Below are 14,108 nucleotides of genomic sequence, written 5' to 3'. Positions count from 1 at the left end.
AAGATGAAATGTGCAAAGAATGATAGATAGATAAACAGCTTGGAACGGACAATATGCTTTTACTGAGAGGATGAACAATGTTGAAGAAAATTGCTGTGATTGGAACAGGGTATGTCGGGTTAGTATCGGGTACTTGTTTTGCTGATATCGGAAATCGTGTCATCTGCTGTGACATCGATGAATCAAAAATCAACAGCTTAAAAAGTGGTGTCGTTCCCATTTATGAACCGGGTTTAAAGGAATTGATTGAAAAAAATACGGAAGAAGGAAGACTGTTTTTTACAACCAATATTCCTGCTGCTATCCGGGAATCAGAAATTATCTATATTGCTGTAGGGACTCCGATGACAGCACAGGGGGAAGCAGATTTAACGTACGTGAAAGCTGTCGCTCAAACAATTGGTGAACATCTAAATGGCTATAAAATCATCGTCAATAAAAGCACAGTGCCCGTTGGAACAGGCCGGCTCGTTCAAGCCATTGTTGAAAAAGCATCGCGCAGTAAATACCCTTTTGATGTCGTATCCAATCCAGAGTTCCTCAGAGAAGGCTCTGCCATCCAAGACACGATGAATATGGAGCGGGCAGTAATCGGCTCGACAAGCACCCATGCGTCAACCATCATCAAAAGATTGCATGATCCGTTTCAAACAGAGGTTGTGGAGACCAACTTAGAAAGTGCTGAAATGATTAAGTATGCTGCAAATGCCATGCTTGCCACAAAAATCTCATTCATCAATGACATTGCAAATATTTGCGAGCGGGTGGGCGCTGATGTTGAAAAAGTTAGCGAAGGCGTTGGATTAGACAGCCGCATCGGGCATAAATTTTTAAAAGCGGGCATTGGATTTGGGGGTTCTTGTTTCCCGAAAGACACGATGGCTCTTCTCAAAATTGCCGAAACAGCCGGATACCGGTTCAAGCTGATCGAGTCCGTGATTGAAACGAACAATCACCAAAGAGCGCACCTTGTCAGCAAACTGATGAGTGTATTCGGTGATATTAGAGGTAAAACCATCTCTGTTTTAGGTCTCGCATTCAAACCGAATACGAATGATATGCGTTCTGCGCCTGCATTAGACATTATCCCAATGCTGAGAGAGCTAGGTGCTTTTGTGAAGGCCTATGATCCGATTGCTTATGTAGAAGCAGAACGAGAGCTTGGCCCGCAGGCTGTCTTCAGTAATGACCTGTATGAAACAGTAAAAGATACGGATGCTTGCCTCATCCTAACAGAATGGGATGACGTACAGAAGATGGATAAAGATCAAATCAAGCAGCTGCTTCGTTCACCGATTGTAATTGATGGAAGGAATTTGTTTGATCCAGCAGAAATGAAAGAGAGAGGATTTATTTACCAGTCTATCGGCCGCCCAGGCGTATGGGAAGCAGAATTGGTATCAAAGGCACAATAACAGGGGGAGCTTGGATGAAGAAAGTATTGGTTACTGGGGGAAGCGGATTTATTGGATCACATACGGTAGAGGCTTTACTAGAAAAAGGCTACGAGCCCATCGTTCTTGATAACTTTTCAACTGGATCTCGGGAAAATATTGACCACCTTTCCGTTCAATGCATTGAGGCAGATGTCACAAAATCAGAAACGGTCGATTTGATCAAACAAATAAGACCGGATTATATCGTTCACCTTGCAGCACAGGTGAGTGTCGCCGTTTCCGTTCAGAATTTCGTTTATGACGAAGAGGTCAATATCAAAGGGTCTCTGAATGTCATGAAAGCAGCTGCTGAAACGGGGGTGGAGAAAGTGGTATTTGCCTCATCGGCAGCTGTCTATGGAGATCCAGTCTATTTGCCAGTAGACACCGCTCACCGGTTAAAGCCTGGTTCGCCTTATGGTTTATCGAAACTCACAGTAGAGCGATACTTAGAAATGGCAAAATCACTGTATGATGTGGACTATTGTATTCTTCGGTATAGCAATGTTTATGGTCCGCGACAAGATGCACTTGGCGAAGGCGGGGTTGTCTCTATTTTCTCTGATAAGTTTGCAAAGGATGAGGCTCCTTTCATTTTTGGAGACGGGGAACAAACACGAGATTTCATCTATGTAGGTGATCTAGCAGCAGCGAATGTTGCGGCTTTAACAGCTCAATCAAACGTTTGTTTAAATATTTCATGTGGTGTTTCGATCACTGTGAATGAGCTATTTCAAACGATGAAGCGAGTGACGAGGTCGCATCTTGAACCAATTTATAAGCCGCAGCGTGCAGGTGATATTGTGCATAGTACATTGGCAAATGAGGAAACGAAACAAGTCTTAGCATGGGAGCCTGTTGTGAGTTTACAGGAAGGTTTGGCTCGTACCATTTCCTACTATGAACAGGAAGTCAAGGCTTAATCCCTCAAATCGGATGGGTTGCTTAGGAGGAAAATGGGTATGAGTGTGAAACAAACAGCATGGCAAATCATGATTGGATGTATTTTGTTTGCAGCAGGGATCGGGCTTGTACAAATGGCATCCGCGCAGCCCGTCGGGTTAAAGAAGATGGTAGCTGTTCCGATTATACTTCTGATCCTGTCGGCTGCTCTCGTGTTGATGAAGCTGTACATGAATGGTGAGCAAATCTTCATGTCAGCCATCTATCTTTTGATTACATTGACCTTTCTCAACAACGCGTTCTTTTCTATTAGTGCAGGATTCTTTAGTCTTTTTCTCTACCGTATCATGCTCATCGCCACCTTTACTTTATTCATATGGCGGATGAGAGATAAGGGGACGTACATATCGCAGTGGCAGCAGATTCGTGTCAAAGGACTTCTTGGTTTTTTCGCTGTATGGTTTCTTTACGGGCTCATCTCACTGCTTTGGGCTCATTCGGTCACATACGGCCTGAAATATATGTCCCTTCTTGCAATGGGGATGGGATTTGTCTTTCTAGTCGTCATGTATATTCAGCGAATGGATCAAGTGGTGACTTTTTATAGCATTTGGCTTGTCATGACTGTATTTGTGATGGGGATTGGGTTCTATAATCACTTTACATTGAACCATTTACCGAATACCTCATTATATCTAGGGCCAGTGTATAAACAGCACTATCCTACATCTGTCTTTTTTAATCAGAATGACTTTGCAACGTTTTTATCGATTAGTTTCTTTTTATATCTAGCATGCATGCGTCAAATGAAAAACGGTTATATCAAAGCGTTTGGATTATTAGGTGCAATCGCAGCGCTGTATCTCATTTTGTTAACCGAATCCCGCGCTAGTCTGCTTGGGATATTTGCAGGAGTGGCGATCTATGTGTGGTTGCTGCTGCCGCGTTTTCTCAAAAAGTGGTCAATCGTTGCAGCAAGCGGACTTGTCGTCATCGGTATCGCTGTCTTTTCAGCCAAGATTTATTCGATTTTTTATGACTTGTTTCTCGCTTCTCAGGTCGCGCATTCTTTTAGTGAACCACTCCCGTCTAACATCGCGAGAGCAAATTTAATCAAAAATGCTTGGCACTTCTTTACGAATTCATACGGATTCGGAGTTGGAGCGGGGAATGTGTCTTACTACTTAGCTCACTTTTCGATCTTTGACACAGACCAGGTCGTAGAAGTGCACAATTGGCTGCTGGAATTGATGACGAACTTCGGATTTGCAGTCATGCTGGGCTATATCTCAGTATACGCCTATCTCATGTTCACACTGTACAAACAATACCAATGGGCTGACACAAGATCGGCAAAAATGATCATTGAGGGGTTGTTTGCAGCCATGCTGAGCTTTCTCGTTTCAAGTATCAGTCCTAGCTCCGTCTCGAATTTATATTTCCACTGGGTATTTTTAGGACTGGTGATCGCAGCGGTGAATATGCTGAAAAACAAACAACGACTCAAGCTGTGGTAAACCGTGTGTGATGCTTTGTTTGTATGGCTACACTAGTGAAAGAGCAAATACGTCAATGTTGGGAGAATGAACATGTCTGGTTTCATATCAAGGATAGGGAAGCGAATCAAAAAGTACATCGTATGGCTCATACTGCTGCCTGTCGTATTAGGCGTTTTTGGTTTCTTTTTTGCTAAAGGAACTACGCAGCAGTCTAGTTACACAGCTGCTGTTACCCTCACTCTCGGTAAATATGATGATGGGGTGTATAACAATATGGCAGAAGTGACATCTCTATTAAAAAGCGATGCATTTCTAAACGAAGCACTCAGTGATGTGAAAGAAGAAGAAAGACAGGATGTGAAAACCCGTCTCATCCTTACCAATCAATCGGATACACAATTACAGCTGTCTTTCACGGATGCCGATAAGGGTCGTGCTTTGGCTGTTGTGAAGCAGGTGTCAGATACATTTCTCAAGCAAGATAAAGCGTTATTTACAAAAAGGCAGCAGGTGATTGAAAGTAGATTAGCTGCTCTTGAAGACGAATCGGTCAGCAATGATTCCAAAGTTGATAAAGAACGATTCTTATATGAATTGGAGTCAACAAAGCTTGGAATGAAGCAGGCAAAAATTGTTGATCCTGCCCAAGTACTTGATGAAGGCAATAAAGGCATGTCAGCTAAAAAACGTGCACTTCTTGGGCTTGTCATTGGCTTTAGTATCTCGCTCATGTTTGTGGTCTTACCCGAAGTGTTCAAAGAATCTTAATGATGAACTGGAGATGAGTCTAGGTGAACAATCAACCGTTAGTATCCATCATTACACCTGCGTATAATGCGGAACGTTATTTAACGGATACAGTTCATTCCGTCCTTGCCCAAACCTATGCCAATTGGGAGCTGATCATTGCAGATGATTGTTCTACAGATGGAACTAGAAAGCTATTAGGGGATTTAAGTCAAGCGGACGACAGAATCAACGTCATTTATTTAGAGGAAAATGGGGGAGCTGCCATTGCTAGAAACGCAGCCATCAAACAGGCAAAAGGACGCTTTATCGCTTTTTTAGACAGCGATGATATGTGGAAAGAGAAGAAGCTCGAAAAACAGGTAGACTTCATGCTGACAAATGATTTTGCTTTTACATTTACGGCATATGACATCATTGCAGAAAACGGAGAATCATTAGAAAAAACCGTCACTGCGCCAGCGAGATTAGACTATAATGAAGCCCTGAAAAACACCATTATCGGCTGTTTAACGGTCATGCTTGATCTTCAAAAGGTAGGACATGTGGAAATGCCGAACATTCGCACAAGGCAGGATTTAGCTACTTGGCTGTCTATATTAAAAAGAGGATTTACAGCCTATGGTATGAGTGAACCGCTCAGTGAATATCGCATCGTTGGGAACTCCATTTCTAGTAACAAGTGGAAAGCAGCGAAAAAAACGTGGTTTGTCTACAGAGAAATTGAGCAGCTTCATTTTGTCAAAGCGTCTTGGTGTTTTATGCACTATGCGACAAATGCTGTGAAGAAGCGCTTATAAACAGAAGGGAAAAAAGGTGATAAAGGTGAAAGCAGACTCGATCATACATGTTGTCGTAGCGACGGGAGAATGGGGACAGGACGGACTGAGGTACAGACGGCATCGGCTGGCCGAATTTCTAGCATCTGATCCAGAAACAAAAGAGGTCATCTGGGTATGCCCGTCATCATCTCGTCATACAGCTCCCTTTCAGCCCATAACAGATCGAATGAAGCAATTGACCATTCCTGATGTGCTCAAGAGCAAATTATTTCGCTTTGGTCGATATCAAGACATGTTCTATATTCATAAATTATCCCCTCTTCTTGAACATTTGCGGCAGGAGGAAAAGAAGGGGATCGCCGTTTGTTTATGGTATACGTTTCCGGGCTTTCCGCTCTTATCTTCTTTATTTGAATGGAAACATATTGTCTATGATTGCAGTGACCTGTGGGGAGAGCCGATAAGCGGCAACCATAACATCCTTTCTTATATGAGGCAGCGTGTCATTGTCAAGGCAGAAAACCGAATCATTAAATATGCACACAGCATTACATGCTCTTCTCAATATTTACACGATCAAATCAAAAAACGTCTTATGGGAGAACCGAAAGATGTGTTTACGGTGGAAAATGGCGTCGAGTACGATGTGTTTGCGAAAAGCAATCTTCCGTGTAAAGAAGATGTGCTGGAAGGAAGAGAAGGGACTGTGCTTGGTTTTATCGGAGGAATTAAGCCAAAGCTCGATTTTGACATGATAGCTGAAGCTGCTCGTATGCGGCCTGATTGGACATTTTTATTTGTCGGTCCGGATGGAACGAATGGAGATCCATCCTTTCAGCATGCACTCAAACTGCCTAATGTGATTTGGACAGGTGCTGTTGCTCCAGAAGAAGTGCCTGCTTATATGAAGCTGATTGATGTAGGTATGATGCCATATAAACAATCCCCTTACAATCAAGCGGTGTTCCCTCTCAAGCTTTATGAATTTTTAGCCGCTGGAATACCGGTTGTCGGTTTAAATCTCCCATCAACGGAAAGGCTAAAAGAGAAGGATGTGTATGAATATTTAGAGGGCGATGATCCTGCGCTCTTCGTAGAAGCCTGCCTGAAAGTGATCAGCAAAAAAGACGACACGAGCTATAGACATCTAAGACAAAGCCGAGCGAAGAAAAAAGATTGGCACACGCTGTTCACAAACATGGTGGAACTAACGAATATTAAAGAAAACGCATAATTCATTCGGGATTGTGCGTTTTTACTTGTTTCATCACCGGGGGAGGTTGTGATCATCCTCTATTCAATTGTATAATGGAAAGAGCGGCCAATATACAAAATACAGATTTCAATTTAGAAGGAGACTGACCTATGGATTACGAACGCGCCTTATTAGCGTTTTTTGTCTCTCTGGCTACAGTTTTAATTGTGACACCAATCGTCAAAAAGTTTGCAATTAAGATTGGTGCAGTGGACCAGCCGAATAAACGAAAAGTTCATGATAAAGTAATGCCTCGAATGGGTGGTTTGGCAATTTTTATTGGAGTAGCGGCTGGAGCATTAGCAGGCGGGCTGTTTCTACATAATAAAATTACAGCAATTTCAGTTGGTGCCGTACTCATCGTCATTTTAGGTATATTTGATGATAAATATAATTTAAGTGCAAGATTTAAATTTCTCGTACAAGTCCTTGTTGCTTGTTTGATTGTGAGCACGGGCTTAAAAATGGACTTCTTCTCTGTTCCTTTTTTAACAGATCGAATTGAGTTAGGCTGGATGGCATATCCCCTCACCGTGCTATGGATTGTCGGCATCACAAATGCCATTAATTTAATTGACGGCCTTGATGGACTAGCTGCCGGTATTTCTGTCATCGGTTTATCAACGATTGCAGTGATGGCATTTTCTGCTGATAAGATTCTGATTCTTTCTTTATCTCTTGTCGTCATTGGCAGTACGATCGGCTTTCTCTTTTACAACTTTCATCCGGCGAAGATTTTTATGGGAGATACCGGTTCGTTATTTTTAGGCTATATGATCTCGGTGCTGTCACTTTTAGGGCTATACAAAAGTGTCACTTTGTTTAGTGTTGTTGTTCCTGTGATCATTCTAGGTGTTCCTATATTTGATACGACCTTTGCAATCATTAGACGCATATTAAACAAACAGCCGATTTCATCACCGGACAAATCTCATATTCATCATAGACTAATGGCCTTTGGCTTGTCCCATCGCATGGCTGTCATCGTGATTTACATGATTGGCTTAGTCTTTAGCTTAAGTGCGATTTTGCTGACAAGCGCGACCATTTGGTTATCGCTGATCATTATCTTTTTACTGGTGATGTTTATGCAAGTGATTGCGGAAGTCACGGGTTTGGTCAACGAAGAGTTCAAACCATTTACGAAATTCTATAAACGAATGGTGAAAAGACAATAAAAAACAGCCCGTTCCTAGGAACGGGACTGACCCCATAAGATGAGACAAATAAAAAACACCTTCAAGTTTGAAAATGGATCGTTGTGATCCGAAATAAAACATGGAGGTGTTTTTTCTATGGGGACAAGAGTGAGTTATCCGGTTGAAGTCAAACAGAAGGCTGTAGAAATGAGATTGGCAGGCGTACCTATGAAAGAGATCATGCAGAAATTGAATATCAAGAATAAGACGCAGGTTCAGACATGGGTGAGGTGGCATAAGGCTGGGGATACACACCGGTTCGAACAGCCTGTTGGAAAACAATATACCTATGGAAAGGGTCCCGAGTACTCTTCCGAATTAGAGAGACTGCAGGCAGAAAATCGCTATTTGAGTCAACAGAATGAAGTTTTAAAAAAGTACAACGAATTGGAAAGGAAGTTGATAAGGAAACGTCAATCAAACTGGTAGAAGAATTGTGCAAAACGATGACGGTACAGGACATCTGTGTCCATTTAGGCATCTTACGTACTTCGTATTATAGATGGAAAAAGGATCTGACTCAGAATCATTCTAAAAGACAACTAGAGAAACAGGTCGGCACGTTGTGCCGAAAGCACAAATATCGATATGGTTATCGAAAAATCACAGCCATACTAAAAAGGGGAATGCGTATTAACCATAAAACTGTTCAACGTATCATGCAGAAAAACCAGTGGCAATGCCGGGTTAAAATGAAAAAGCGTAAGAAGAATGGGCAGCCCTATGCCGTGGCCGGTAATATACTGGATCGGAACTTTCAGTCTGATCGCCCTCTTGAAAAACTAGTAACGGACATCACGTATTTGCCTTATGGACAGAAACAATTGTACCTTTCCAGTATATTGGATTTATATAATGGAGAAGTGATTGCTTTTACGATTGGTGATAAGCAGGACACAGACTTTATCTTAAACACACTTAATCAGCTCCCAGCACTGCCTGAGAATTGCGTGTTACATAGCGATCAAGGTTCTGTGTATACATCTTACGAGTATCAGAAAGCTGTTCATATAAAAGGCATTACCATGAGCATGTCCCGTAAAGGGACGCCCGCTGATAATGCCTCCATCGAATCGTTTCATTCCTCACTAAAGTCTGAAACGTTCTATCTTAACAGGATTGACCGCACTACGACCAGCATCGTAGAACGCACTGTCAAAGAATACATTTATTATTATAACAACATTCGTATTCAAACGAAACTAAACAACCAATCACCGATAAACTATCGGCAATTGGCTGTATAAAGGTGTTTTGATCCCTGTCTCAAAAACGGGGGTCAGTCCCGAACTGGGCTGTTTTTATTATTGCCCTGACGTGCTGGAAGGATTAGTTGTATCACTTGATCCTGTTTCACCAGAGGATGGATTGGTTTGTGAATCTGTTTCAGTCGAAGATTCAGTAGGAAGCTTTAAATGCGTCCGTAATTCATTTTGTACGTTAGCTAGATTGGTTTGATCTGGCTCAAAGTAATACGTTCGATTTGGTCCTAAATAAAGATCTGACCCTTTAATAGAAAGTGTTTCTGTGTCGTCTCCCTTAAACCCGCTGTAGATTTGCTGAAGCGCAAGACCTTCTGTGATACGGAAGTTGGTCGTAATGTGATCACTGACTTCTTTTGCGATATTATCGACGTTCGCAATGTTATTTGCCTTCGACATTTGATCAATCATTGCACGTAAAATTTGTTTCTGACGATCATTACGTCCAAAATCACCGCGTGGATCTTGTTTTCTCATCCGAGCGTAAGCAAGTGCTTCTTCCCCGTTTAAATGCATGTTGCCTTTTTTGAAGTAAATCTTTTTCGATTTTTTCACATCACTTTTTTCATTGAAGTCAAATGGAACATTGATATTAATTCCGCCGACTTCATCAATGACATCCTTGAATCCGTCAAAATCAACGGTGGCATATTTATCAATTGGAATATGCAAGAATTGTTCGACAGTTTCAATCGTCTCGTCTTTTCCGCCTTTAGCAAATGCTGCATTGATCTTTTCTTTACTTCCTGTCGTGTCACTTGCAAGCTGTACGCGTGTGTCACGAGGGATACTAACCATTTTCATCGTTTTGTCTTGAGGGTTAATCGTTGCAACAATAAGTGAATCTGAACGGCCATGATCACCATCTGTGGCATAATCCTCAATTCCGACAAAAAGTACAGAGAAGGGTTTCTTTTTAATATCAATGACCGCATCACGAAGCTTCGATTTCTCTCCGCGGTTTAGTTCGTCATATGTTTTGTCAGCGGCTTGAAGTGTATTGACTATTTTATAGACTGCAAATCCGCCCATGCATATGATAAGAAGCAAAAATAAGACCAGGATACGTTTGAAAATTTTCTTCTTCTTACTCTTTTTCTTTCGTACACGCACTTTTACTCGTTGTGCCATTCATCTGTCTCCTTTATCGGACCAATGTCCTTTTCTAAATAAATCAGTTCGCCTTCTTTTGTAACACTCTTTCCATTTGTCAGCTCAGTCATCCATTCAATGAACTGCTCTGTTTGTGTTTCTTCTACATACGTCTCAAAAATAACATCTTCTGCATAATGAATTTCTTTTAGCTGAAAAGATGAGGCTCTAAGCTCATTCTCTACCTTTCCAAGCCATGTATAATCTATTGTTGTGTGCATCGTACGCATTAAACAGCGCTCTACCATCCCAACATGGTTGATGGCTTCTGATACAGATTTTCCGTAGGCACGAATCAAACCACCGGCGCCTAGCTTAATACCGCCGAAATAACGAGTGACTACTACGACTGTATCTTTCAGCTTCCGTTTTTTTAACACTTCAAGCATTGGCACACCTGCTGTACCACTTGGTTCACCATCATCATTCGCTTTTTGAATCAGGTCATGTTCTCCAATGAGATAGGCAGAACAATTATGTGTGGCATTCCAATGTTGTTTTTTAATGGATTGTATAAATGCTTGTGCTTCTTCTTCTGAGACAGCACGCTGTATATGACAAATAAAACGTGATTTTTCAATGACGATCTCATGCTCGCCACGACTTTTTACTGTAAGATAGCGATGCAGCAAAAGACATACCCTCCTGAAAAGCAAATTGTAAGACTAGAGAAAATTTGCTTTGATTTTAGAATTTTACAGCGTATTTTGTTATGATGATAGGGGTAGAAAAAGGGTCGTCATAAAAACTTCATGATTTATACGCATTCTTTCATTATAATTCGACATAAAATGCAGATCAATGACATTTATAATAAAAAAAGATGACATCACTGTTACGGGAGGGAAAAGCCATGACAACACCTAAAATGGATCCGAAATTATTGGATTCAATCATCATGAAAATGCTAAGTACAGTTGATGGCAGCAAGGACGAAGTATTTAGGATAGGCGAACAGTCCCGTCAACAATATGAAAGCCTTGTAGAAGAGCTGAAGCAAATCAAGCAGCAAGTAAACGAAGTAATTGATTTTGGGGATAAACTAGAAGTCCATACGAGACATGCTAGAAATCGCTTATCTGAGGTCAGCAGAAATTTTAACAAATTTAGCGAAGAAGAAATACGCGAGGCCTACGAAAAAGCACATAATCTGCAAGTGGAACTCACCATGATCCAGCAGCGTGAAAAGCAGCTGAGAGAAAGAAGAGATGATCTAGAAAGACGATTGTTAAGCCTTCAAGATGTCATTGAACGCTCTGAAACGCTTGTGAGCCAGATCACAGTTGTTCTCAACTATCTCAATCAGGACTTACGCCAAGTTGGCGTGTTACTTGAAGATGCTCAGGCAAAACAAGATTTTGGACTTAGAATTATTGAAGCCCAAGAAGAAGAGCGCAAAAGGGTATCCCGTGAAATTCATGACGGTCCGGCCCAGATGCTGGCAAACGTAATGATGCGTTCCGAATTAATTGAACGGATTTTCAGAGACCGTGGGACAGAAGAAGGCTTTAAAGAAATTAGAAGTCTCAGACAGAATGTGCGAAATGCTCTGTACGAAGTGAGAAGAATCATTTATGATTTAAGACCAATGGCTTTAGATGATTTGGGTCTCATTCCGACGCTAAGAAAATATTTAAACACAATCGAAGAGTATGATGGAAAAACCAAGATCACGTTCCAATGCCTAGGGGATACAGAAAGCGAAAGAATTGCTTCACAATTTGAAGTGGCACTGTTTAGACTAGCCCAAGAAGCTGTCACAAATTCATTAAAGCATTCCGAAGCTGAAGAAATCTCTGTAAAAGTAGAAGTGACGAAAGACTTTGTCACGTTAATTATCAAAGACGATGGAAAAGGCTTTGATATGAAAGATGTGAAAACAAACAAAAACAAATCCTTCGGTTTACTTGGCATGAAAGAACGCGTAGACTTACTGGAAGGTAAAATGACCATAGACTCAAAAATAGGTCTAGGGACATTCATCATGATTCGCGTGCCATTAACATTGCAAAATAAAATTGTAAAATAGAGACAAAAGACATATTGACCATAAAGTTCAGGTGTAGAACAATAAATATGGGGAGGCGTAGCTTGTGACTAAAGTAAATATTGTAATTATTGATGATCACCAATTATTCCGTGAAGGTGTCAAACGGATTTTAGATTTTGAACCTACTTTTGAAGTAGTTGCAGAAGGAGACGACGGAGACGAAGCTGCACGTATCGTAGAACACTATCATCCGGATGTTGTCATTATGGACATTAATATGCCGAATGTAAATGGTGTAGAGGCTACAAAGCAGCTAGTTGAGCTTTATCCCGAATCAAAAGTCATTATTCTATCTATTCATGACGATGAAAACTATGTGACACATGCATTGAAAACAGGAGCAAGAGGCTACCTGTTAAAAGAAATGGATGCAGACACGCTCATTGAAGCAGTGAAAGTTGTAGCTGACGGAGGATCTTATTTACATCCGAAAGTTACTCATAACTTAGTAAATGAATTCCGACGCCTAGCGACTAGTGGCGTTTCAGCACATCCACAGCATGAAGTATATCCTGAAATTCGCAGACCACTTCATATCTTAACGAGACGTGAGTGCGAAGTACTTCAAATGTTAGCTGACGGAAAGAGCAATAGAGGAATTGGTGAGTCGCTCTTTATTAGTGAGAAAACAGTCAAAAACCACGTGAGTAACATTTTACAAAAAATGAATGTAAACGACCGTACACAAGCTGTTGTTGTAGCAATTAAGAACGGCTGGGTAGAAATGAGATAATGTTCCGGACAAGTACTCCTTTTTCGCCTGTTTTTGGTTCTCTCACATGTCAATTGGAGAGAAATGATAGGTAGATAAGGAGTCTTTTTCGGATATAACGGGCTTGCCTATTGATTAGGCAGGCTTTTTTGATTACTATTATAAACCTAATGAATAACAATGATCATTCTTTGAAAATAAAAAAGAGCAACTTAACGGATAAGGAAGGTATTTAAGAATGAAAATAGCCGTTGTAACAGACAGTACTGCTTATATACCACAAGAGCTGCGTGATAAACATCATATTCATATGATCCCTCTCAATGTCATTTTTGGCAACGAATCATACCGTGAAGAAATAGAAATGGATTGGAAGACATATTATGAAGAAGTCAAAAAGCATAAAGACCTTCCAACCACCTCTCAGCCTGCTTTCGGTGAACTAATAGAATTATATGAAAAACTAAGTGAAACATATGATGCCGTGATTAGTATTCACCTTTCTAGCGGAATTAGTGGAACATATAATAGTGCAGCCTCAGCAAATGACCTAGTTGACGGAATTGACATTTATCCGTTTGATACAGAAACTAGCTGTATGGCGCAAGGTTTTTATGTGATAGAAGCTGCTGAAAAAATCCAAGCTGGTGCTTCTCCAGAAGAAGTGTTAGCTCATCTCAATTACCTGAAAGAGAATCAGAGAGCTTATTTTATGGTAGACGATTTAACTCATTTACAAAGAGGCGGCAGATTAAATGGTGCTCAGGCTTTTATTGGGAGCCTCTTAAAAGTAAAGCCTATACTGCATTTTGACAACAAGCTAATTGTCCCTTTTGAGAAGATTCGTACACGGAAAAAAGCCATTTCACGTATGTTTGAACTATTTGATGAAGATGCATCGCGTGGTGTCCCGATGAGAGCAACAGTGATACATGGTAATAGAGAAGAAGAAGTAGACGATTTGATTGCGCACTTATCAGAAAAATATCCTCATGTTGAATTTTATAAAAGCTATTTTGGTGCCGTAATCGGCACTCATCTAGGCGAAGGCTCTTTAGCTCTTGGCTGGGTGATTAAATAAATCCTAAAAACCTCTTTTCTCTTAGAAAAG

General features: G+C 40.9%; 13 protein-coding genes. 11 read left to right on the top strand and 2 right to left on the bottom strand.

From position 1 onward, the window contains the following. Positions 1 to 77: 77 nt before the first annotated feature. The 8 genes from tuaD (at position 78) to MHI33_RS19040 (ending at position 9,068) form a co-directional block, all read left to right on the top strand. Positions 78 to 1,415 carry a UDP-glucose 6-dehydrogenase TuaD gene (gene tuaD / locus MHI33_RS19075; protein ID WP_003212916.1) on the top strand — a complete coding sequence of 446 codons (1,338 nt, stop codon included), beginning with the start codon at positions 78 to 80 and terminating at the stop codon, positions 1,413 to 1,415. A 14-nt stretch (positions 1,416 to 1,429) separates the two neighbouring features. Beyond that, entirely contained in the window at positions 1,430 to 2,359 is a 930-nt protein-coding gene (locus MHI33_RS19070) for an NAD-dependent epimerase/dehydratase family protein (protein ID WP_065097927.1), read from the top strand. 39 nt (positions 2,360 to 2,398) lie between these two features. Then, the gene (tuaE, locus tag MHI33_RS19065; RefSeq protein ID WP_065097928.1) at positions 2,399 to 3,856 is read left to right on the top strand and encodes a teichuronic acid biosynthesis protein TuaE; all 1,458 of its coding nucleotides are present in this window, start codon (positions 2,399 to 2,401) and stop codon (positions 3,854 to 3,856) included. Positions 3,857 to 3,928: 72 nt separating this feature from the next. Continuing rightward, a complete protein-coding gene (tuaF, locus tag MHI33_RS19060) occupies positions 3,929 to 4,606 on the top strand; it encodes a teichuronic acid biosynthesis protein TuaF (RefSeq protein ID WP_065097929.1) in 678 nt (225 codons plus the stop codon). 23 nt (positions 4,607 to 4,629) lie between these two features. Next, positions 4,630 to 5,385 carry a teichuronic acid biosynthesis protein TuaG gene (gene tuaG / locus MHI33_RS19055; RefSeq protein ID WP_340913160.1) on the top strand — a complete coding sequence of 252 codons (756 nt, stop codon included), beginning with the start codon at positions 4,630 to 4,632 and terminating at the stop codon, positions 5,383 to 5,385. 25 nt (positions 5,386 to 5,410) lie between these two features. Next, positions 5,411 to 6,601: a teichuronic acid biosynthesis protein TuaH gene (gene tuaH, locus MHI33_RS19050; protein ID WP_065098083.1), complete on the top strand. Its 1,191-nt coding sequence runs from the start codon at positions 5,411 to 5,413 to the stop codon at positions 6,599 to 6,601. 131 nt (positions 6,602 to 6,732) lie between these two features. Further along, positions 6,733 to 7,800 (top strand): glycosyltransferase family 4 protein, encoded by a 1,068-nt coding sequence (locus MHI33_RS19045; RefSeq protein WP_003212692.1) that lies wholly within the window; start codon positions 6,733 to 6,735, stop codon positions 7,798 to 7,800. Positions 7,801 to 7,917: 117 nt separating this feature from the next. Next, a protein-coding gene (locus MHI33_RS19040) for an IS3 family transposase (RefSeq protein WP_283923762.1) occupies positions 7,918 to 9,068 on the top strand; the annotation gives its coding sequence in 2 pieces (ribosomal slippage) (positions 7,918 to 8,191 and positions 8,191 to 9,068; 1,152 coding nt in all). Positions 9,069 to 9,125: 57 nt separating this feature from the next. Here the strand turns inward: MHI33_RS19040 and MHI33_RS19035 are convergent. Together MHI33_RS19035 and MHI33_RS19030 are read right to left on the bottom strand one after the other, a co-directional pair. After that, the gene (locus MHI33_RS19035) at positions 9,126 to 10,214 is read right to left on the bottom strand and encodes an LCP family protein (protein ID WP_065097931.1); all 1,089 of its coding nucleotides are present in this window, start codon (positions 10,212 to 10,214) and stop codon (positions 9,126 to 9,128) included. After that, entirely contained in the window at positions 10,199 to 10,867 is a 669-nt protein-coding gene (locus MHI33_RS19030; RefSeq protein WP_003212936.1) for a YigZ family protein, read from the bottom strand. The genes MHI33_RS19035 and MHI33_RS19030 overlap by 16 nt, the downstream gene beginning before the upstream one ends. 221 nt (positions 10,868 to 11,088) lie before the next feature. Between MHI33_RS19030 and MHI33_RS19025 the strand changes: the two genes are divergently transcribed. The 3 genes from MHI33_RS19025 to MHI33_RS19015 all read left to right on the top strand — a co-directional run bounded on the left by MHI33_RS19025 (position 11,089) and on the right by MHI33_RS19015 (position 14,078). Continuing rightward, the gene (locus MHI33_RS19025; RefSeq protein WP_003213166.1) at positions 11,089 to 12,264 is read left to right on the top strand and encodes a sensor histidine kinase; all 1,176 of its coding nucleotides are present in this window, start codon (positions 11,089 to 11,091) and stop codon (positions 12,262 to 12,264) included. A 64-nt stretch (positions 12,265 to 12,328) separates the two neighbouring features. Further along, complete coding sequence (degU, locus tag MHI33_RS19020) at positions 12,329 to 13,018, top strand: two-component system response regulator DegU (protein ID WP_008348273.1); 690 nt, start codon at positions 12,329 to 12,331, stop codon at positions 13,016 to 13,018. Positions 13,019 to 13,235: 217 nt separating this feature from the next. Further along, positions 13,236 to 14,078: a DegV family protein gene (locus MHI33_RS19015; protein ID WP_044139336.1), complete on the top strand. Its 843-nt coding sequence runs from the start codon at positions 13,236 to 13,238 to the stop codon at positions 14,076 to 14,078. Positions 14,079 to 14,108: the final 30 nt, after the last annotated feature.

The sequence above is a fragment of the Bacillus sp. FSL K6-2971 genome (genome assembly GCF_038006405.1).
GTDB lineage: Bacteria > Bacillota > Bacilli > Bacillales > Bacillaceae > Bacillus > Bacillus pumilus.
The sequence above is the reverse complement of the archived record's forward strand: the minus strand, read 5'-3'. Positions and strand labels throughout refer to the sequence as shown.

Bases quoted from the DNA above. Each gene is read 5' to 3' on its own strand.
- tuaD (WP_003212916.1), top strand. From the start codon at position 78: ATGTTGAAGAAAATTGCTGTGATTGGAACAGGGTATGTCGGGTTAGTA.
- MHI33_RS19070 (WP_065097927.1), top strand. From the start codon at position 1,430: ATGAAGAAAGTATTGGTTACTGGGGGAAGCGGATTTATTGGATCACAT.
- tuaE (WP_065097928.1), top strand. From the start codon at position 2,399: ATGAGTGTGAAACAAACAGCATGGCAAATCATGATTGGATGTATTTTG.
- tuaF (WP_065097929.1), top strand. From the start codon at position 3,929: ATGTCTGGTTTCATATCAAGGATAGGGAAGCGAATCAAAAAGTACATC.
- MHI33_RS19045 (WP_003212692.1), top strand. From the start codon at position 6,733: ATGGATTACGAACGCGCCTTATTAGCGTTTTTTGTCTCTCTGGCTACA.
- MHI33_RS19035 (WP_065097931.1), bottom strand. From the start codon at position 10,214: ATGGCACAACGAGTAAAAGTGCGTGTACGAAAGAAAAAGAGTAAGAAG.
- MHI33_RS19025 (WP_003213166.1), top strand. From the start codon at position 11,089: ATGACAACACCTAAAATGGATCCGAAATTATTGGATTCAATCATCATG.
- MHI33_RS19015 (WP_044139336.1), top strand. From the start codon at position 13,236: ATGAAAATAGCCGTTGTAACAGACAGTACTGCTTATATACCACAAGAG.